This window comes from Winogradskyella tangerina (genome assembly GCF_003260205.1).
Lineage (GTDB): Bacteria > Bacteroidota > Bacteroidia > Flavobacteriales > Flavobacteriaceae > Winogradskyella > Winogradskyella tangerina.
On record NZ_QERF01000005.1, the window covers coordinates 169,442 to 191,312 of the forward strand.

Annotated in this window: 13 protein-coding genes; 5 read left to right on the plus strand and 8 right to left on the minus strand. The window is 37.2% G+C overall.

Translation table 11 applies throughout. The features are described 5' to 3' along the window. Window position 1 precedes the first annotated feature (1 nt). From ccoN to DDY94_RS09620, 3 genes are all read right to left on the minus strand, one after another. The gene (gene ccoN, locus DDY94_RS09610; RefSeq protein WP_111683891.1) at window positions 2-2,206 is read right to left on the minus strand and encodes a cytochrome-c oxidase, cbb3-type subunit I; all 2,205 of its coding nucleotides are present in this window, start codon (window positions 2,204-2,206) and stop codon (window positions 2-4) included. A gap of 10 nt (window positions 2,207-2,216) precedes the next feature. Then, on the minus strand, window positions 2,217-2,402 hold the full coding sequence (gene ccoS / locus DDY94_RS09615; protein ID WP_111683892.1) for a cbb3-type cytochrome oxidase assembly protein CcoS: 186 nt from the start codon (window positions 2,400-2,402) through the stop codon (window positions 2,217-2,219). A 74-nt stretch (window positions 2,403-2,476) separates the two neighbouring features. Continuing rightward, window positions 2,477-4,852 (minus strand): heavy metal translocating P-type ATPase, encoded by a 2,376-nt coding sequence (locus DDY94_RS09620; RefSeq protein WP_111683893.1) that lies wholly within the window; start codon window positions 4,850-4,852, stop codon window positions 2,477-2,479. Between the two features lie 153 nt (window positions 4,853-5,005). Here DDY94_RS09620 and DDY94_RS09625 point away from each other — a divergent pair, with 153 nt between their 5' ends. Both DDY94_RS09625 and DDY94_RS09630 read left to right on the plus strand, forming a co-directional pair. Continuing rightward, window positions 5,006-5,641 (plus strand): Crp/Fnr family transcriptional regulator, encoded by a 636-nt coding sequence (locus DDY94_RS09625; RefSeq protein ID WP_394347025.1) that lies wholly within the window; start codon window positions 5,006-5,008, stop codon window positions 5,639-5,641. Between the two features lie 21 nt (window positions 5,642-5,662). Then, window positions 5,663-6,817, plus strand: coding sequence for an alpha-hydroxy acid oxidase (locus DDY94_RS09630; protein ID WP_111683895.1), 1,155 nt, complete (start codon window positions 5,663-5,665; stop codon window positions 6,815-6,817). A gap of 75 nt (window positions 6,818-6,892) precedes the next feature. On the opposite strand, the gene DDY94_RS09635 is transcribed toward DDY94_RS09630, so the two are convergent. Together DDY94_RS09635 and DDY94_RS09640 are read right to left on the minus strand one after the other, a co-directional pair. Further along, window positions 6,893-8,839 carry a S9 family peptidase gene (locus tag DDY94_RS09635; RefSeq protein WP_111683896.1) on the minus strand — a complete coding sequence of 649 codons (1,947 nt, stop codon included), beginning with the start codon at window positions 8,837-8,839 and terminating at the stop codon, window positions 6,893-6,895. A gap of 23 nt (window positions 8,840-8,862) precedes the next feature. Then, window positions 8,863-12,078 carry a WD40/YVTN/BNR-like repeat-containing protein gene (locus tag DDY94_RS09640; RefSeq protein WP_111683897.1) on the minus strand — a complete coding sequence of 1,072 codons (3,216 nt, stop codon included), beginning with the start codon at window positions 12,076-12,078 and terminating at the stop codon, window positions 8,863-8,865. A 198-nt stretch (window positions 12,079-12,276) separates the two neighbouring features. Between DDY94_RS09640 and DDY94_RS09645 the strand changes: the two genes are divergently transcribed. From DDY94_RS09645 to DDY94_RS09655, 3 genes are all read left to right on the plus strand, one after another. Further along, window positions 12,277-15,522 carry a caspase family protein gene (locus DDY94_RS09645; protein ID WP_111683898.1) on the plus strand — a complete coding sequence of 1,082 codons (3,246 nt, stop codon included), beginning with the start codon at window positions 12,277-12,279 and terminating at the stop codon, window positions 15,520-15,522. Between the two features lie 98 nt (window positions 15,523-15,620). Beyond that, window positions 15,621-16,757, plus strand: coding sequence for a vWA domain-containing protein (locus DDY94_RS09650; RefSeq protein WP_111683899.1), 1,137 nt, complete (start codon window positions 15,621-15,623; stop codon window positions 16,755-16,757). A 28-nt stretch (window positions 16,758-16,785) separates the two neighbouring features. Beyond that, complete coding sequence (locus DDY94_RS09655) at window positions 16,786-18,243, plus strand: MoxR family ATPase (RefSeq protein WP_111683900.1); 1,458 nt, start codon at window positions 16,786-16,788, stop codon at window positions 18,241-18,243. A gap of 40 nt (window positions 18,244-18,283) precedes the next feature. Here the strand turns inward: DDY94_RS09655 and DDY94_RS09660 are convergent, their stop codons facing one another. From DDY94_RS09660 to DDY94_RS09670, 3 genes are read right to left on the minus strand one after another with little or no spacing between them, the layout of a single operon-like run. After that, a complete protein-coding gene (locus DDY94_RS09660) occupies window positions 18,284-18,661 on the minus strand; it encodes a hypothetical protein (RefSeq protein WP_111683901.1) in 378 nt (125 codons plus the stop codon). 18 nt (window positions 18,662-18,679) lie between these two features. Continuing rightward, a complete protein-coding gene (locus DDY94_RS09665; protein WP_111683902.1) occupies window positions 18,680-19,270 on the minus strand; it encodes a hypothetical protein in 591 nt (196 codons plus the stop codon). An 18-nt stretch (window positions 19,271-19,288) separates the two neighbouring features. After that, the gene (locus tag DDY94_RS09670) at window positions 19,289-21,691 is read right to left on the minus strand and encodes an outer membrane beta-barrel family protein (RefSeq protein WP_111683903.1); all 2,403 of its coding nucleotides are present in this window, start codon (window positions 21,689-21,691) and stop codon (window positions 19,289-19,291) included. Between the last annotated feature and the right edge of the window lie 180 nt (window positions 21,692-21,871).

Here is a 21,871-nt window from a genome sequence, read left to right on the forward strand (position 1 = left end):
CTTATTGGTTTTGAGCAGTTGTGTTCGTTAAATCTTTTACTTTGATATCCGTACCTAGACGTTGTAGATATGCAATAAGTGCAATAATTTCTCTGTCTTTCATCTCAACATAGTCTTCGCCATTTGCTAAAGCTTCTTTCTTGCCGCTTTCAAAAGACTCTAATAGATCAGGATCTTCTTTCAAACTTTTAACAATTGCTTCAGACTGAACATTCATCAATTGTTGTGCGTTAGTTATTTCATCCTCGGTGTAAGGAACACCTAGAGAAACCATGGCCTCCATTTTCTTTTCAGTCATAGATTTGTCTAATTCATTTCTGATTAGCCATTGATATGCTGGCATAATTGATCCCGGTGACATTACCTGTGGTTCATACATGTGCTTAAAGTGCCACGAGTCTAGATATTTTCCACCAACGCGGTGAAGATCTGGTCCGGTACGCTTACTTCCCCAAAGGAATGGATGGTCGTAAACAAATTCACCAGCTTTTGAATACTCACCGTAACGTTCTACCTCACTTCTAAATGGACGAATCATTTGAGAGTGACAACTCACACAACCTTCTCTGATGTAGAGATCACGTCCCTCTAATTCGAGTGGCGTATAAGGCTTAACACTACTGATGGTAGGTATATTTGATTCTACAACAATGGTTGGAATGATCTGAACGATACCTCCAATTAAAATTGCTACTGTAGCATAAATAGTTAATAGTACTGGCTTACGCTCTAACCATGTGTGCCATCCTTCTCCTGCAACTCTGCCTTTAGAAACACGTTGTAATGCTGGTGCTTCAGCCAATTCATCAGTAACTTTTGCGTTTGATCTAACTACGGTCATAATAACGTTATAAACCAAGATCAACATACCGATGAGATATAATGTACCACCAATGGCTCGCATCCAGTACATCGGAATAATTTCGGTTACGGTTTCAAGAAAGTTACCATAAACTAAATTTCCATCAGGTCTGAATTGCTTCCACATACTTGCTTGTGTGAAACCAGCAACATACATTGGTAATGCATAAAGGATGATGCCTAATGTGCCAATCCAGAAATGAACATTTGCAAGTCCAACAGAATGTAGCTTAGTTTTAAATAGTTTCGGAATTAAGAAGTAGATCATACCGAAGGTTAAGAAACCATTCCAAGCTAATGCTCCAACGTGAACGTGTGCAATGATCCAATCGGTAAAGTGCGCAATGGCATTCACATTTTTTAAGGAAAGCATTGGGCCTTCAAAGGTTGCCATACCATAACCAGTAATAGCAACAACCATAAACTTCAGAACTGGATCAGTTCGAACTTTATCCCAAGCACCTCTTAAGGTCAAGAGACCGTTGATCATACCACCCCAAGATGGTGCAATCAGCATTACTGAGAACGCAACACCTAAATGTTGTGCCCATTCTGGTAGCGCTGTATACAATAAGTGGTGAGGTCCAGCCCAGATATAAATAAATATTAAGGACCAGAAGTGAACAATAGATAGTCTATAAGAGTAGACAGGTCTATTGGCAGCTTTAGGTACAAAATAGTACATCAAGCCTAAGAATGGTGTAGTAAGGAAGAATGCAACAGCATTATGTCCGTACCACCACTGTACCAAGGCATCTTGTACACCTGCATAAACTGAATAACTTTTTAAACCACTAACAGGCAATTCTAAACTGTTAAAAATATGGAGTACAGCAACGGTTACGAATGTTGCGATATAAAACCAAATAGCAACATATAAGTGGCGTTGGCGACGTTTTAAAATGGTTCCAATCATATTGATACCAAAAACAACCCAAACCAATGCGATTGCAATGTCAAAAGGCCATTCGAGTTCGGCATACTCTTTAGATGTTGTAATACCTAACGGTAAGGTAATTGCAGCACCAACAATAATTAATTGCCATCCCCAAAAGTTGATATTACTTAGTAGATCGCTAAACATTCTCGCTTTAAGTAAACGCTGCATTGAGTAATAAACACCTGCAAAAAGTGCGTTACCAACAAATGCAAAAATGATCGCATTAGTATGCAATGGTCTTAATCGGCCAAAACTCAGCCACGAAATACCATCGGTCATGTTAGGGAATAAAAACATAAAGGCCAGAATAAGCCCAACAAGCATCCCGACCACACCAAAAACTATGGTAGCGTAGAGGAATTTTTTGACGATTTTATTATCGTAATAGAATTGTTGCATTTCCATATTAAAAAAATTAGTCAGATTTTGTTTGTATTGATTCTTTAGAAGGTTCTGTTACAAGTTCATCTTCAAATAACATGCGAACTGAAGGCGTATAGCTATCGTCGTATTGACCTGATTTTACAGCCAATAAAAAAACGATAAAGAAAGCCATGCCAACAATGACGCTAACCGTTAAAACAATGTATATAACACTCATACCTATTTGAAGTTATGGTTCAAATTTACTGTTGAACCTTTTTTTAAAACATGACTTTTATCATGTCGTTTTTTTTATTTTAATTTTCGCCCTAAAAGATTGGTACATATTGTTGTGAATACGACGATACTTATAGAACTTAATGGCATCAGAATAGCTGCTACAACAGGTGCTAACTGACCAGTGACAGCAAAATATAATCCGATGACATTGTAAATAAATGAGAGTAGGAAACTCCATTTTATTATGGTGATTGCAGATCTTGAAGCTTTAATAAATGGATATAAATCTTGAAATTTTGTAGCATCCAAAATAGCATCGCAAGCAGGTGAGAAGACATTCACATTTTCGGAGATGGCGATACCTACATCGCTCTGTGCAAGAGCTCCTGCATCATTTAGACCATCACCAACCATTAGTACTTTTGCACCTTCAGACTGATGGTATTTTATAAACTCTAATTTGTCTTCTGGTTTTTGATTAAAAATCAGTTTAGTTTTTGACGGTAATAGCTTTTTCAAATTTTCGCGTTCACCTTCATTATCTCCTGATAGAATAACGAGATCGAAATGTTGTTTCAATTGATTGAATAACTTAGAAACACCTTTTCTGTAGCTATTATAAAAGGTAAATTTCCCTTTATATTTTTCATTACTAGTGATATGAACTGTAGTGTTCAGAGCCGATGATTGTTCGGGTTGGCCAACAAAGCTAGCCGATCCAATTCTGAGATTAATTTGATCATGCTTCGCTTCAATACCTTTACCGATGTGCTCTTCAAATTCATCGAGAGTAACAATATTATGTTCTTCAAGTATATTATATAAGGTTCTGCTCAACGGATGATTAGACCCACGTAGGGAGTTCTTCAATACCAGACTTTCAGACGCAGACAATTGTTCGCCATCGTAAAGGGCATTACTTCTTTCATTTGAGGTAATGGTTCCTGTTTTATCAAAGATTACGGTATTAATCTGTGCTAATTGCTCGATTACACTTGCATTTTTGATATAAAATTTAAGTTTACCAAAAAGGCGCAATAAGTTTCCGAAGGTGAATGGTGCAGACAAAGCAATGGCACACGGACATGCAATAATCAATACTGCTGTAAAGACATTCATGGCCTTACTCGCATCGGTGAATAGCCAATAAGAAGTGGCAATAATTGCAATGCTAAGAATTGCGATAGTAAAATGCTTACTAATGGCGTTGGTTATGTTGGTAAAACCGTCTTCTTTATTTTTATTGAACACATCATTACTCCACAATTGAGTTAAATAACTTTGTTCAACAGACTTTAGAGCTTCAAGCTCAATAACCCCAGCTGTCTGTTTTCCTCCAGCAAAAAGTTTATCACCAGATACCTTGGTTACACTCTGAGATTCGCCAGTAACAAAACTATAATCAATTTTGGCTCTGCCATTAATAAGAATTCCATCAACAGGAATTAGTTCTTCATTCCTTATTAATAATCGATCGCCTTTTTTAATGTCATAAACCTGAATGGCATTTTCGGTGCCATCTCTTTCAATTTTTGTAATGGCTATAGGGAAGTAGGATTTATAGTCGCGCTCAAACGAAAGGAAATTGTAGGTTTTCTGTTGGAAAAATTTTCCAACCAATAAAAAGAATACCAATCCGGCCAGACTATCAAAAAATCCCGAACCGATATCGAGTGCTATTTCAATGGTACTTCTTATAAATAATACCGAAACACCAAGCGCAATCGGAACATCAATATTTAATAGTTTAGCCTTTAAGCCTTTGTATGCTGAAATGAAATAATCCTGGGCAGAATAGAAAACTACCGGGACTGATAGCGCAAACATCAACCATCTAAAGAAGTGCTTGTATTTTTCTAACCAGAATTCATTAATTTCGAAATACTCCGGAAATGATAAAAACATAATATTTCCGAAGGCAAATCCTGCAACACCAAGTTTGTAGATTAGAGTTCGGTTAATGTGCTTCTTTCCAGATTCGAAATCATCTAAGCTGATGTAAGGTTCATAACCAATAGAGCTTAATAGCTGAACGATCGACTTAAGATCTGTAGTTTCAGAGTTATAGGTAACCCTCACGGTTTTCTTACCAAAATTGACTTGAGAGTCGGTAATATTTGGGTTGAGTTTTTTCAGATTTTCAAGGATCCATATACACGAACTACAGTGAATATGAGGAATGTAAAGTGTAGCGATCTCTATATTGTCACTTCTAAATTCTGTAAGTTTTTCAATGATATTTTCTTGAGATAGAAAATCATATTTGCCTTCAATTTCCTTCGGAATTGCTCCAGGTGAATTCTGTAGATCGTAATAACAGGTTAGATCATTTTCGCTAAATATTTCAAAAACGGTCTTACACCCATTACAGCAGAATGACTTTTCTTGAAATAAGATCGGATGATTTCCACAAACGTCACCACAATGAAAACAGGATTTGTTTTCCATAATTTAATTTGCTCATTTATACCTGTAACAAAGGTGACATTAACTTCATATTTAAAATATGATATTTGTCATGGAATTTTTATATTTGAATAGTGACGAAAATCAATTGGTATGGGTAAATGTGAACAGTGCATTATAAAGGAATTTAACGCTTTGAAATCATTGACAAAAGAAGAATTGATGCGTGTTTCTGCATGTAAAACAGGCCGATTATACAAAAAAGGGCAGATCATTTTTGAAGAAGGAGAGACGTTAAATGGTGTATACTGCGTTAGAGACGGTGTATGTAAATTGTCTAAACTTAGCGAAAATGGAAAGGATCAGGTTGTAAAACTTGTGGTTAAGGGAGGACTTTTAGGCAAACGTTCATTAGTTACTGAACAAAAAACAAACCTTAGTGCTGTTGCTTTAAATGATATGGAAATGTGCTTCATTCCGAAGAGCGAGATAATGAGCGACCTGTCTAAAAATCCTAAATTCACAATGGATGTTTTACGTGAAATGGCTCACGACCTTAAAGAATCTGACGAGTCATTAGTGAATATGGCTCAAAAATCGGTGAAGCGTCGCATGGCCGAAATTTTAATGTACATACATGATAATTTTGGTACAGACAATGAAGATTATTTAAGCATAGTTCTATCTAGGGAAGATTATGCGAGTATTGTAGGAACTGCTACTGAATCTGCCATAAGAATCTTGTCTCAATTTAAAAAAGAAGGTCTTATTTCTACACGTGGTAAACAGATTAAGATTGAAGACTACGGAAGCCTTAAATGGATTGAATAGCACTATCCTCAATATGCTTAAATGTCTTACAAAAAGCACCAACCCAAGTATTCCAATCAATTCCCTGCAATTGAAGATTTAGCTAAAAAAGCAAAAAAAAGAATACCGCATGTCTCGTGGGAGTATTTAGAATCTGGAACAGGCGATGAAGCTTTGTTAGAACTAAACAGAGAAGCCTTTAAAGCTATTCAGTTTACACCGCGATTTTGTAAAGGCCACTTAGAAGCAAATATTAGCACTTCACTTTTCGGTAAGCATTATTCTAGTCCGATCGGAATAGCTCCAGTAGGTTTAACTGGTCTTATTTGGCCAAAGGCCGAATTGATTCTTGCTAGCGCAGCAAATCGGCTGCAATTACCATTTTGCCTCAGTACTGTAGCCACTGAAACACCAGAACAGGTCGGGTCCGTGGTGGGCGAACAAGGTTGGTTTCAACTGTATCCTCCGAAGTCTTTGGATTTGGCTTATGAGCTCTTAGATAGAGCGAAACAATCTGGTTTTCATACGTTGGTCATAACTGCAGATGTACCTATGGCAAGTCGCCGTGAACGCACTAAGCGCGCTGGTATGCGCATGCCACCAAAAATAACTGCTGGTTTAATCTGGGACGGAATTAAGCATCCATTTTGGTCACTTCAAACGTTGCAAAGAGGACTACCTAGACTTCGAACTGTTGAGACCTATGCAGATCAAACCGATTTTAAGTTTGTTAGTGGTTTTGTTGGTAATCGATTAGGTGGCACGCTCGATTGGGAGTATTGCAAAGCCCTGAAATCCTATTGGGAAGGTACTGTAATTATTAAAGGAATTTTACACCCTAAGGATGCTGAAATGGCTATTGAGGCAGGGATGGATGGCATTTGGATATCTAATCACGGCGGTCGTCAGTTTAATGGTGCACCTGCTTCGATTGAGGTATTATCAGATGTGGCGGCAATGGTTTCTAAGCAAGTACCGATTTTATTTGATAGTGGTGTAAGAACGGGATTAGATGTAATGCGTGCTTTGTACCTAGGTGCAGATTTTGTTATGCTTGGGCGACCATTTTTATATGGAGTTGCGGCAATTGGTAAATATGGACCTGATCATGTTGCTCATATTCTAAATGACGACTTAAAGAATAATATGGTTCAATTGGGTGTGAGAACAATAGAGGAGCTCAAGTCTTTATCTTGAAATGTAACTCATAAAAAAAACTGCCTGAAATCTTTCAATTTAAGACTTCAGACAGCTTAAATTTATGTGAACTAATTATTCAGATTCGCTTTCGATTTCTTTGGATTCGATTTCGCCATCTAGCGGCTTATCTTCCTTAAGATATTTGTCTAGGAATTCTACAATCTTGCTATAGGCTTCAATTTGATTTTCCTTTTTAATAAAACCATGTCCTTCATCTTCAAACAGTACATATTCAACAGGAACACCATTTTTTCTAACGCCAGCTACGATTTCATCAGATTCAACTTGAAGAACTCTAGGGTCTTTCGATCCTTGAAGCACGATCAATGGCTTTGTAACTTTATCTGTATGAAATAGTGGTGAGATTCGCTTCAAACGCACAGAGTCTGCAGAATACGGATCACCTAATTCTTTGTACAAAGCTTCTCTGAAAGATTCCCAATATGGTGGTATACTTTTCAATGTACGCATCCAGTTGGTTACGCCAAACAGGTTTACGCCAACATCAAATTCTTCTGGTGTATAGGTTAAGGCTGCCATGGTCATATAACCACCATAGGACCCACCAATTATTCCAATCTTATTGCCGTCAATTTCAGGTTGAGTCGCCAACCAGTTTTTACCTTCTACGCAATCTTGGAGGTCATTTTCGCCGTGATTTTTATCATCCATTTGGTAGAATGTTTTTCCATATCCGCTACTGCCTCTGTTATTGACTGCTAAAATTGCATAGCCTTGGTTGACCATAAATTGAATTAATGAGCTAAAATTTTGTCGTGTTTGTCCACCTGGTCCACCATGTACCCAAACCATTGCAGGCACTTTATTATCCGCAGAAGCCTGATGTGGTAAATAGTAAATTGCAGGTATTTCAACACCGTCAAATGATTTGAATCTCACAACTGAAGCCTTAACTAAATCTTGCGGATTGATGTCGTCATTCAATACGTTCGTAATTCTATGTTGCGCTTTGGTTTCAAGGTTATAAGTGTACATGTCTGAAGGCGAATTAGAACCACCAACATACATACGCATCCATTTTTCGTCATCGCTAAAGCCAACGCTAGTGATACTCTTACCTTCAAAATCTGGCAATTCTATTGGTTCAGAATTTTTGGTATCTATAACTTCAATAGCATTTTTGCCATCCTCATTAACGTAAACGACCATATAACTACCTTCCGAAGTAAAACCACTACCTAAAATATCCCATGATTTTTCTACAACTTTCTTCTTTTCCTTTGTATTTAAATCGTAGGACATTAAATATGAAAATTCAGAACCATCATCAGTAGTATAATAGAGTTTACTACTATCTTTAGAAAAATCTTGCGCAGAATTGGCACTCAAGTTGTCATTCACCTTAATGGTTTCTTTGGTATTTGCATTGTAAACAAACAGATCGCTATCGTTGGTGTTTACAGTCTTAGACAATGCGAAGAAATTTTCATCATCAGACATACCAGAGAAATTCATACCATCATTATTCTGATATAGCATTTCCGCAGAGTAATCATCGATAGACATTTTATAAACATCAAAGAATCTTGGATCGCGTTTATTTGATCCATAATAAAGATATTTATCATCTTTAGACCAGCCATAAAAATTGGACTTTACACCTTCGTATGGCGTAATATCTTTTATGGTTCCATCTAATTCTCGCACATATAAGTGATCTATTTCGTCTCCATTGCCATCAGCACTAAGTAACATTCTGTCATCTTGTGGAAAATAGGAGTCAGCAAAATAAGATGTTGTATCTGATTGTGTAATAGGAGTTAATTCGCCACCTGTCGCAGGTACAGTATAGACATTGTATATGCCAGTACGGTTGCTCGACATTAAAAGTTTACTATTATCTGATGAGAAGCTACCACCACCAACAGCTTCATTATCCATGAACTGCTCAATAGAGTATAATTGAACTTCACGCTGAGCGATATCCTTATCTTTGTTTTCCTCTTTGCAGGAAAAAACAAATAGAATAATTAAAAATGCTAAAAGTTTTGATTTCATATTGATCGATTTTAAGTTATTTTTTAATCTGTGCTAAAGACTTTGGTTGCTTTAAATGGATTAATTTGAAGCTGGCTCATCTTAGTTTCATAATCTTTCCAAGTTGTATTGAAGAAATTGTTCGTCTCTCCGAATACTTTATCTAATGCATCCTTAGCATGTTTCATAAGCGTAGTTTCCGTTGAGGTTAATCCTGTTTGACTGTTGTACACGTAATTTCTGGCTAAACCAAGACGTTGCATTGGAGTTACTTCTGGATTTCTTGTTATGCCCTGGCGTTCGTCTCTTTTGCCCAAAAATTTATCTATAATACTGTCTATGGACTTTATGGTTTCTTTTGAAAGTTTAATGTCATCTTTATAGGCTTCTTTATCTAGTTTTGATAACTGATTTTTATAAGCCTCTGCAATGTTTTTACTTTCAACCAATTGTTTTACCGCATCTGCAGCAGATTGTTGCATTTTTTCAAGTTCTTTGGCTGCTGTGTAAACTTCATTAATATTACTTTGAGAGACATTAAGTCTTGGATCGGACTCTACTTTTATTGTTGTTTCAGACATGATATCACCGTAATGAAGAACGGCTTTGTATGTTCCTGGTTTAACACTTACGCCTCCTGGCTCTCTTGTTCGTTTTCTGATAGAACGCGATGGATAATCAACACCAGCCTCGTCCATGTACCAGGTCCATTTGTGAAGACCATTTTCCTTTGGAGCCTTACGTTTTAAAGTTCTAATGAGGCGATCACCATCATAAAGTTTTAAGGTTAAAGAATCCCATTTCACAGCGTTTTCAGCATCTGTTTTCTTATCACTTACAGATTTGTCTCCTTTTTTGGCATCTGATTTAATATCTGATTTATCATTTTGCTTTTTGTTGAATAGATATGTGAATCTAGCACCGCCACCACGATTTTCACCATGATATAGGGCGTCAGCACCAAAACGACTGCCAGTTGGTTGTTGATAGGCCGCTTGATAGGCTGTTGGTGGGTCAAAAAGTTCAATTTTTGAAGACATTACAGTGGCATTCTTCGCCATAGCCCTTAATGGTCTAATATCATCTAAAACCCAAGCAGCACGTCCAAAAGTTCCAATAACAAGATCGTGTTCTCTTGGATGAATAACTAAATCTTTTACTGAAGTCGTAGGGAAACCTTCGGTCCACTTGGTCCATTTTTCACCTGCATTTAATGAAACATATAAACCGTCATCTGTACCTAGAAACATGAGGTTTGGTTCTTCAAGATCTTCTACAATTGATAATGTATAACTCTGAACATCATTGCCATCAACAATACGCTCCCATGTTTTTCCATAGTTTTTGGTTCTATAGGCATAAGGTTCATAATTAAAACGTCGGTAATCATTTGCAATTAATAAAGCCTCACCTTTATTTTTGTTTGAAGCTTTTATTTGAGCAATCCAGCTACCTTCAGGCAGACCCTTAATATTTTTGGTTACATCCGTCCAGTTGGTCCCACCATCAGTTGTATAATGTACGCGACCATCATCAGTTCCGGCCCAAAGCATATCTTTTTCAACTTCAGAAGGTTCAATAACTAATATTGTACAGTGATTTTCGGCTCCGGTTGCATCCATAGTTAATCCGCCACTTTCAGATTGCTTCTGTTTTTCAGGATCATTAGTAGACAAATCAGGAGATATTACCGTCCAGGTTTCACCTTTATCCGTGGATTTATGTACAAATTGACTTCCGAAGTAAATGGTACTATTATCGAAAGGATCGATATTTATGGCAGAATTCCAATTAAACCTGAGTCTTACCTCAGGATCTGGATGTGTTGGTCTTACCCCATAGTTATTACCAGTCTGCCAGTCGTAACGACTCACGTAACCTTGTTGGCTCATAGACCATCCATAGCGCGAATCATCTCTATCTGGTACCACGTCAAAGCCGTCACCAAAACTAATTTCCTGCCAGTAACTATTTCTAATGCCTTGAGCACGCCATACATACGCAGGTCCGCGCCAAGAACCATTGTCTTGCATTCCACCATAAACGTTATACGGATATTCGTTATCTACGGCAATATGGTAGAATTGCGCTACTGGTAAATTGCCAATAAAACGCCATGTTTTACCACCATCTCTGGTAATATTCATTCCACCATCATTTCCGTCGATCATAAAACTACCATCTTCAGGATGTATCCACCATGCATGGTGATCTGGGTGAACACCATTACTAACGCCATAGGCTGGCATTAATTGATCGAAATTTTTTCCACCATCTTCAGAAACATTGACATAGGTGAAAATCGAAAACACACGATTTTCATTTTGCGGGTCTACGTAAATTTCAGAATAATAAAACGGACGATTTCCTATATCGCTTTTATCATTGATTTTTCGCCAATTGAACCCACCATCAGTACTTTTATAAAGCGCATTCTTTTTCGCCTCAACTAAAGCGTAGACAATATTCGGTTTTCCTGGTGCTATTGCCACACCGATTCGTCCTAAATTACCTTTAGGTAAACCGTCTTCATCTGTAATTTTTTTCCAGGTTTTACCACCATCGTGTGTCATGTGTAAGCCAGAACCTTCACCACCAGAATTAAAGAACCAAGGGTCGCGCTTGTGCTCCCACATAGCAGCAATAAGTTTATTTGGATTTGTTGGGTCCATTACAAGGTCAGCAACACCTGTTTTATTATTGGTGAATAGAATTTTGTTCCATGTTTTTCCGCCGTCAATGGTTTTGAAAACGCCACGCTCAGGATGTTCTCCCCAGGGAGAACCAATCGCGCCGACGTAAACAACATCAGGATTTGTTGGGTCTACGATGATTCTATGAATGTGTCGTGTTTTTTCTAGCCCCATAGCCATCCAAGTTTTACCACCATCTAAGGATTTGTAGATACCATAACCGCCATTTAGCGAATTACGTGGGTTACCTTCACCTGTACCGACCCAAATGACGCTTGGGTTAGATTGCTGAATTTCAACAGCTCCAATAGAAGCGGTTAATTCATTATCAAAAATAGGTTCCCACTTTATGCCTCCTGAAGTTGATTTCCAAAGACCACCTGATGCGGTTCCGACATACATAATGTCTGGGTTATCAATAACCACGTCAATGGCTGTAACACGACCAGACATACCGCCCGGACCTATATTCCTCGGCGTCATGTTTTTAACCATGTCCATTGAAAATTCTTGTGCAGAAAGTGATGCCATGCAGCTTAGCATGAGCAATAAAAAAAATCGTTTCATTATTTTTGGGTTAGTTAAGAATTGCCTAAAGTTAAGCAAAAGAAGCTTTAGTTTTCCAAAAGAGATGTTAATGTATAAGCCTTAAAAATGACTATAATTTTTGATTTTTGATATCTTTAATATTTGAATGCGGTTATCGATCCATTATTTTGGCTTTGTTTTTGATTTAAGTACCTTAAACAGCCAGTTTAGTACTTTATGAAGACTTCACTTTTAAGACATATCTGTTTTTTGATCTTAACCATGAGCTTTGCGTTTTTGATGGCTCAGGAATCGAAAATAATGGTGCAATCTGCACATGCGGGACATATCAGTTTTGCAAAAATTGATAGCGTACAAAATCTATTGGTGACTTATGGAAGCTTTGATGATAAGTCCATTAAATTTTGGGATTTAGACAACGGAACCATGTTGAAGGCCATAGATAATGATCTTTCAATTTCAAATATTGTTATTGATGCGTCAAATGGACTAACCTATATATCCACTAAAGAAGGAATAAGGGCCATTAGCAATAATACTTTTGAAAATGTAAAAGAGTATCCAATTTCATTTTTGAAAAACTTTGTCTATTATCCAAAATACAATAAGATCTATTACGTTTCGGGCACAGCAGAATTTGAAGGTGTTAACTCATTTTATGAGTTGAATCCGAATACTGGCAAAAGTATAGAGTATAAATCAAAATGGCCAAGCCAAGGGTATCCAATGAAGGCCAATCTGGTTGGAGAAAATAATTTCATTGAGTTCAGGACGAACTATATGGAAAAGATTTATTACAATCCAGATTCGGGTGAATTCGGGAGTCTCAACAGTGAACATCTGGCGGTATTTAGCAACTATGACTTGCTGTATGCCAATGTTGTAGACGACGAGCATATAAGAGTTTTAAGGTATAATATTGAGAGTCAAAGTATTGTTTGGGAACAAAATCTTAATGTAAAAGAAACGCGACTAATCAATAGAACGGCTAATGTACATGCGGCCTTAACACCAGATGAATCAGGCATTTGGGTAATGGTCTCTAAATCTGATATTTTTGAATTAGATGCTAAAACAGGCGAAGTAAAAGGAACCATTCCATCCAATAAAAACAAAACCAAGCTCATTGCAGATAATGATTTTGTATATGTCTTAGAGCGCACAACCAATTCATTAAAAGCTTCGGGCTACTTTAGAAAATTCAGACGTTATTCAGATAATCCGTTAGCAACTTACGGTTATGCAATTTTCAACGGAAGCAATTTTGAAACTTTTCAAACCGAAACAGAAAACGGTTTTGTTTTTAACGATCTAATGGGGAATATTGGTTCATTCATGGTGAACCAACAGGGTGTAGAGCTTTATAACTACAACACCAATTACAAACAAAATATGTCCTTGGGTGGTGGCTTTAAAATTGATGACGCTAATAAGAAGGCCTATTACGTGATGGGAGATAAAGAAGGCATAAAGTCTTTTACTATCGGAAAACCTTTGAGTTTCGGGCAATATTTTGAGTCGGAAGCCTACAATAGTATCAATATCGATACAAAGCAAGATATCGTAGTAACACGAAATGAAAATAGTTTCGTAGTTACAAATGTGAGTGACCAAAGTGAGGTGTCGATCCCAATAAATAATGTAAATACCATCGTAAATTTTAATGCTATTGTTCACGGAGATTATGTTGGTATTATTATAAATGATGAAGTCGTTTTCGATCAGACGTACAAAAAGCGAATTGACTATTACAATTACAAGTCAAAAACCTTGATATGGCAAAAGGAAGGCGAATATGGCAATCTTTTGCATTTGGAAAATCGGGATCAATTAATCACTCTTAATATTTCTGAAAGTCAGGTCGAAGTTTTAGATGCTAAAACGGGAAATTTAGTGAACGCATTCAAGGTTCCAGACCTTAGCTATGGCGAATATATAGAATTGAGTCCGTCTGAATCTTTATTGATAGTTTCTGGTTATAGAAGGGATCTACAGATATTTGATATTTCTAGTGGAGAAAAAATAAGTAGCACATCACAATTTGATGAAAACTATGCTTTCGCGAAGTTTTTTAGTGAAAATATCTATGCGCTGTTAATCGATGGGCATTATAGGTTTTACAGCATTCAAAGTCACGAAGAGCTTTTCAGATTGTATATATTTCTGGATGGTGAATGGTTGGCACATGCGCCTAATGGCCAGTTTGAAGGTTCTCAAAAAGCTTGGAGTAGAGTCATCTTCACTAAAGGGTCTGAAGTAATTCCATTGAACCAGGTATTTTCAAAATTTTATACGCCGAATTTGATTTCTGGTTTAATTGAAGATGCTTCAAATCTAAACACTGGTTTAGATATTTCCCAATTAAATCAAGTTCCAGAGATCAGTATGCAACCTTCAGGTGCAAGCAGAGATTTTCGCACTGAAGATGACTCAATTGAAGTGCAGGATGCCACGTTCTCAATCGAACTCTCAGCTGAGGCCTTCAACGATGAGATCAAGGAAATTCGGATTTACCAAAATGGGAAACGGATATTAGCTGATAGCAAAATAAGGGATTCAAAAATGGAAGTCGATATTGAGTTGATCGATGGCGACAATACCATCGAAGCAGTTGCAGTCAATAGTCAAGATACCGAGAGTGCACCAAGAACACTGCGTGTAAGACGTAGAAAAAAGGCACAAACTGATTCTAAAAATATCAATTTGCATTTGGTTACCATAGGAATTGATAAGTACAAAAATCCGAAGTACAATCTCAATTATGCCGTAGCCGACGCGTCTGGTTTTGAAAGCTCCGTGACCAAAGGAATTAAAGATTTGGTGATTAAAACTAATAGCTATAATATTCAAGATAATGAAGCGGTTAAGCAACGTATTATTGAAACCATGAATGCTATTTCCAAGAATGCGAAACCCGAAGATATTTTAATTTTTTACTATGCTGGTCACGGTGTTATGAGTGAAGGTGAACAGAAAGAATTTTACATTATACCTCACGATCTTACTCAGCTCTATGGTAATGATGATGCACTAAATAATAAAGGAATTTCAGCTACAGAATTAAAATCATTATCCGGGAATATTGCAGCTCAGAAACAACTTTTCATTTTAGATGCTTGTCAGAGTGGAGGAGCCTTACAGAATTTGGTTGCACGTGGTGCAGCAGAAGAACGAGCGATCGCACAATTAGCAAGAAGTACAGGCACTCACTGGCTCACAGCAAGTGGTTCTGAACAATTTGCAACCGAATTTGCCGACTTAGGTCATGGTGCGTTTACCTATGCGCTGTTAGAAGCATTAGCAGGAAAGGCAGATAGCGGTGACTCAAGAATAACAGTCAACGAGATCAAAGCATATTTAGAATCGCGAGTGCCTGAACTTTCAGAACAATACAAAGGCACACCTCAGTATCCATCGAGCTTTGGATTTGGACAAGATTTTCCTGTTTCCATCAAGCAATAGTCTTATTCTTTATCCTTAAACAAAGTAAATCTTAATGTGTTGTTAAGGTATTTGTATTGCTGTTTTCGCGTTGAAAAAAGCAGTATTTTTACATAACTATGAAAGAAAAGGATAAAAGATCAGGTTTTATATTTAAGACCTATGAAGCACCTCACCAATCACCTTTTGATAAGCTCTTCGAGATTTTTAAAGAACTCATCACTTATACTTCTGGTGATTTTGATGAAGCTATTGACTGGTTGAGGCAGCTCGATAAAGAGTATAATCTCACTACGCCAGAGTATACTATTGATGATTTTATTGAAGACCTAAAAAATAAAGGATATATCCGCGAAGAGATCGATCCTACAGGTGACGGAAATGGCAAGGGAAAAACTACAATTACGGCCAAAACCGAACGCGCCATTAGAAAGCAAGCACTAGATCACATATTTGGTAAAATAAAACGTAGCGGCTCAGGTAATCATAAAAGTAAAGGTGTTGGTTTAGGTGATGAACACACGGGAGATTTTAGAGCATATCAGTTCGGAGATGCTTTAGATAAAGTGTCTATGACCGAAAGCTTGCGTAATGCGCAAATAAATCATGGTGTTGGCGATTTCAACTTAACTGAAGATGATCTTGTTGTTGAGGAGACCCTACACAAAAGCCAAATGAGTACCGTACTAATGATCGATATAAGTCATAGTATGATCTTATATGGCGAAGATCGGATAACACCTGCTAAGAAAGTAGCGATGGCATTGTCTGAATTAATAACCACACGTTATCCCAAAGACAGTTTGGAAATACTTGTCTTTGGCAATGATGCTTGGCCCATAAAGATCAAAGATTTGCCTTATTTAAAAGTTGGGCCGTATCACACTAACACAGTTGCTGGATTACAACTAGCAATGGATATGCTTCGCAGAAAGCGAAATACAAACAAACAAATATTTATGATCACTGACGGTAAACCGAGTTGTTTAAGGTTACCCGACGGACAATATTATAAGAATAGTAATGGTCTAGATCCGTATATCACAAATAAGTGCTATGCGATGGCACAGCAGGCAAGACGATTGCATATTCCTATTACAACCTTTATGATTGCTGAAGACCCTTATTTAATGCGATTTATTCGTGAGTTTACACAGGCAAATAGAGGGAAAGCATTTTACACTGGACTGAAAGGTCTAGGGGAAATGATATTTGAAGATTACGAAAACAATAGAAAAAGAAGAATAAAAGGCTAAAAGCCAAAAGCGTAAAGCAGAGAGAACAATGAAAGACATCAAAACACTAGGTGAACTAAAAAAGTCAGGTTATCAATCTCGATCTATTAAAGACGAATTGAGACATAATCTAATCGAAAACATAAAAAATAAAGTCACAACCTTTGAAGGTATTCACGGGTATGAAAATACAGTTATACCAGAATTAGAACGCGCAATTTTATCCAAGCACAACATAAATTTACTTGGGTTACGAGGCCAGGCGAAAACCCGCTTAGCACGGATGATGGTTAATCTTTTGGATGAGTATATTCCGGTGGTTGAGGGCTCCGAGATTAATGACGATCCGTTGCAACCCATTTCAAGATATGCTGTTGAACTTATCTCTGAAAAGGGAGATGAAACACCAATCACATGGTTGCACAGAAATGAACGTTTTGCTGAAAAGCTTGCAACACCAGACGTTACAGTTGCTGATATTATTGGGGACGTTGATCCGATAAAAGCAGCGAATTTAAAGCTTAACTATGCCGATGATCGTGTTATTCACTACGGAATGATACCACGGGCTAACCGTTGCATTTTCGTTATTAATGAGCTGCCTGATTTACAGGCAAGAATTCAAGTTGCACTTTTTAATATTTTACAGGAAGGCGATATTCAGATAAGAGGATTCAAATTACGACTGCCTCTAGACATGCAATTTGTTTTTACGGCAAATCCTGAAGATTATACCAATCGCGGAAGTATTGTAACACCCTTGAAAGACAGAATTGGGTCGCAGATTTTAACACATTATCCGGCCAATGTGGAAATTGCTCAAACGATAACATCACAAGAGGCGAAATTAGATGAGCGCCAATCGGCTTCAGTTTACGTGCCAGAGTTGGCTAAAGAACTTTTAGAGCAGATCAGTTTTGAAGCTCGCGAAAGTGAGTACGTGGATGTAAAAAGTGGTGTAAGCGCCAGAATGAGTATTACGGCTTTTGAAAATCTGTTGAGCACAGCTGAGCGTCGCGCTTTGCAATCTGGAGATGACACTACGGTAGTTCGATTATCAGATTTTGTTGGTGTAATACCTGCAATTACTGGTAAAGTTGAATTGGTTTATGAAGGTGAACAAGAAGGGGCTGATTTTGTGGCGAATACTTTGATAGATGAAGCTATTAAAACCTTGTTTCCGAAATATTTTCCTAAGATCGAAAAGCTTCAGAAGCAAGATGAAGAAACCCCTTATGATGATATCATTTCTTGGTTCTTCAATGGGGATAGTTTCGAGTTGTTGGATGATTTCAACGATGCACAATACAAATCGAAATTAGATGAAGTGTCGCCATTAGGTAAGTTAATTGCAGAACATCAACCAGATATCGATCCTAGAGATGCTTATTTTGAAAAGGAATTTGTCCTTTGGGGATTGGTACAGTATAAGAAGTTAAGTAAATACCGCTACGCTGAAGGATTACAGATCAAGGATCCCTACGGAAGTTTTATCAGCGGATTATAAAATAAAGGGAGGCCAATCGGCCGCCCTTTTTTAACTAACTCTAGTTTTTCTTCTTCTTTTTTATTCCTGTCCATGGGGCCGTTAATTCGCGATTGGGGCAATACGATATCCCGTAAATATTTCCATCTAAAATATAACCTGAATGGTAATAGGAGTTAGAAGCATCTTTCGTAGTGAAAGCGAAAAATAATTTCTCCCAGTTTTTATTCAAATAAGCATTCTCAATGGCGCTGCCATAAAAACGACCTTCAAAGGTATTGTCATCGATACTTGATATAACAAGAGTCTGATAGTATGCATCAGCATCGGGAGTAGGTCTAAGGTCAATTTTCCATTGACCAATGATATTGTTATTAGTCTCTGATTTAAAACAAAGAAGTGTAAAAAATACTGCAGTATATATTAATAATGTTTTCATGATTAATTGATATTATTATTAGTGATCAGCCGATTCAAAGACCCACCAAACTTTTCCATTGCTTGGATTAAAACTTAACTTTAGAACACCCAAATCACTATAAACAAGATACTTGTGTTTAATTGTTAGTGGTTTGTTGTCTAGGGTTGCGCTAAATAAGCCATCCGTATAGTTAAAGGATATCCCATTACTTAAGGTGAATTCTAAGTTCTTTTTGCCTTCAAGAGTTTCAGAATCAGTGACATTAGATGTTGCCGTAACACCGTTGCTCATTAAGGTGTTATCATGTGAATCATCAGAGTCACTAAATTTGTATGTCAGAAGTTTTTCAACCTTACCTTCAGTTAAAACAAACACATCGGCATCATCTTTCCAATCAGGGTACACATAGAGAGTATGTTTTTCATGGATGTCGATCACACCAGGATCATCACTATTTTTAAATATAATATAGCCTTCTTTGGTTTTTAATTCGAATTTGGTCCCAGGAGGATACATAATGATGTCGTGTTCTTGTTCACCTTTAGTGATTTTCAAATAGGTTTTTTGTGCTGTACCAACACTTATAAAAAGTATTGAAAGTACGATAGTAAAAAATGTTGTTTTCATGATATGTTATATTTAATGTTAAATTCTATTTTTTTCATCTTCAAGACCTGTATTTCTCGATCTTACTTTTTTAATCTCATTTCTTCCGAAGTTATAAGTCAGATTAAAACGTACTTGACGGCTATCGTTACCACCATCACCATTAATTATAAGGTTGCCAAATTCGGTTGTACCTTCCCAAGGCGAGGTGTAAAGGATGTCGTTAAAGGATAAACGTGCCGTTAACTTGTCATCAAAAAATCGTTTTTGTACGGCAAGATTAAGTGCTCCAATACTTCGAGTTTCATAGGTGCCGCCCCAAACTGAAGGCGAACTATACCATCCGGAAACTTCTGCTCTTATTCCCTTTAGCAATTTAAAAGTATGCTGCGCATAAAGGCTGAGCGTATTCTGTGAGATTTCGTTAAAATCTGGGTTGGTAGCCTCGTAGATGCTTCGGTAGGCATTCACACTTAAATAAACAGACCACCAATCTGCAAATCTCGTCGGATAACTAACACCTAAATTAATCACTCTTTGATTGGCTACATTACGTGTAATAAGGAAGTTTTGATCATCGCCCACAGCCTCGGTGATCTGAGCGAAAAAGTCAGATACAAAGCTATAACTCAATGAGGTCGTAAGTTTATAATTATAGGTGTGCGACAGCTTAATATTTTCCGTATATTGTGGCTGAAGGAAAGGGTTTCCCTTACTAAATGACAACTCATCAATTTTATATTCGAAGGGATTTAAACTCGCATAATTTGGTCTTTGAATTCTACGGCTATAAATTAAGGCGAAAGAACTTTTCTGATTCATTTGATAAGTAATTCCGCCACTTGGGAACCAATCGGTATAATTACGTTTTACACGATTATTCTGATCTTCTTGAAGACTGGTTAAGATACCATCAGATTGTGTGTTTTCCATGCGTAACCCGAACTGAAAATTCCATTTCTTAACCTGGCGCTTATAGTTAAAATAAAGGGCATTCACGTTTTCGTCGTATTCAAAATCGTTGGTGCGTTCTTCATTTAAAATATCTTGGCCATTAATACGATCGTAAAAATCGAATTGATTGTCAGTTATTACCTTTGAGAATTTACCACCAAAGCTTAGTTTGCCTTTAAGGAAGTTTTGTTCGTAATCGACCTTGGCTGTGAAAATATCAATTTCGATAGGCGTCACCATAAAATTGATAGTCTCGCTAATGATCTGCGTTTCGTCGCCATTAAAATATTGATTAGGTTGAAAATTTTCACGCTCTCTGGTGTATCGACCAAAATCGACATCAACATTCACAGAGGTTTCGTTCTCACTTTTGAACTTGTAATTAAGATTAGCATATAAGTTTGAAACATCGCTTTGAGTGTCACTACCTGCAACCAATACCTGATCAGGAGTTGTGTTACCATTTGGAATTATGGGCGTTCTCGAGTCTGCGAAAGATTCGTCATTTGAAAAATTTCCTGAGAGAATAATTCCGAAAGTCGACTTTTTATCGGCATACCAATCAAAGCCGAAACGCGCATTGTTATTTACATTGTCGTAAATAGTTTCAGTTCGTGCATCGAAAATGGTATTGTTCTGTTGTCTGAACAGGTTGATAAACCCTAAACTTTCCCCGAAGCGATTGCTAAAAGTACCGTAGAAACTCGTCTTTTTACTTCGACTGTTGAAAGAAACCGAACTGTTAACTCTGGCAAATTCACCATAGGTTAAACCAGAAGCTACACTACCATTTGTACCCAGACTTTTATCTCTTTTGAATTTGATATTGATGATTCCAGCGTTACCTTCAGCATCAAATTTTGAAGAAGGCTGAGTAATAATCTCAATGGCCTCAATATCGCTAGACTGAATACTTTTAAGGTAGTTGATGAGGTCTTCACCTCTTAAAACTGAAGGCTTATCATCGATATAAATAAGTACGCCTGTTTTACCTTCAACAATAAGATTATCGGTATTATCGATGATAACACCAGGTGCTTTTCTGAGAAGTTCAAAACCGGAATCGCCAGCAGCATTGATGGTATTTTGAACATTGAAAACTGTTTTATCAGCCATTACTTGTACCATTGGTTTTTCAGCTTCAATAACCACTTCATCTAAAACCTCTGAGGCTTCCTTTAAAGTAATAACACCAAAATCTTTAGCCGTATCGGTATGAAGAAATTTTTCTGAAGTGTAATCTTCAAAGCCCAAGCTTGTGACTACCAATACATATTCGCCAGTAGGGAGATTTTTAATAACGAACTGTCCGTCATTGTCGGCAACAGATGCTTTTATAAAAGTAGATTGATCTGCATTATATACGGTAGCTATGGCAGCCGGAATGCCTTGAAGCTCCTTGTCAACGATGATTCCGGTGACATTAGATTGGGCGTTTATTACTAAGGACATGAATAGTAATACAGTGAGTTGGATAAAAGTTTTCATGCTTAAAAATTTATATTCGTTTTTAGATTGTTTTGTTGTTACGAGACAAATGTCTGAAGGAAGTAGAACCTATACACGTCGTAAATGACGAGTGAACCTATAAAGCGATGAGTGGGCAGGACCATTCAACTGACTATGGGTCAACTCGTCGATTAGACTGCCAAAAAAAATTATACTAAC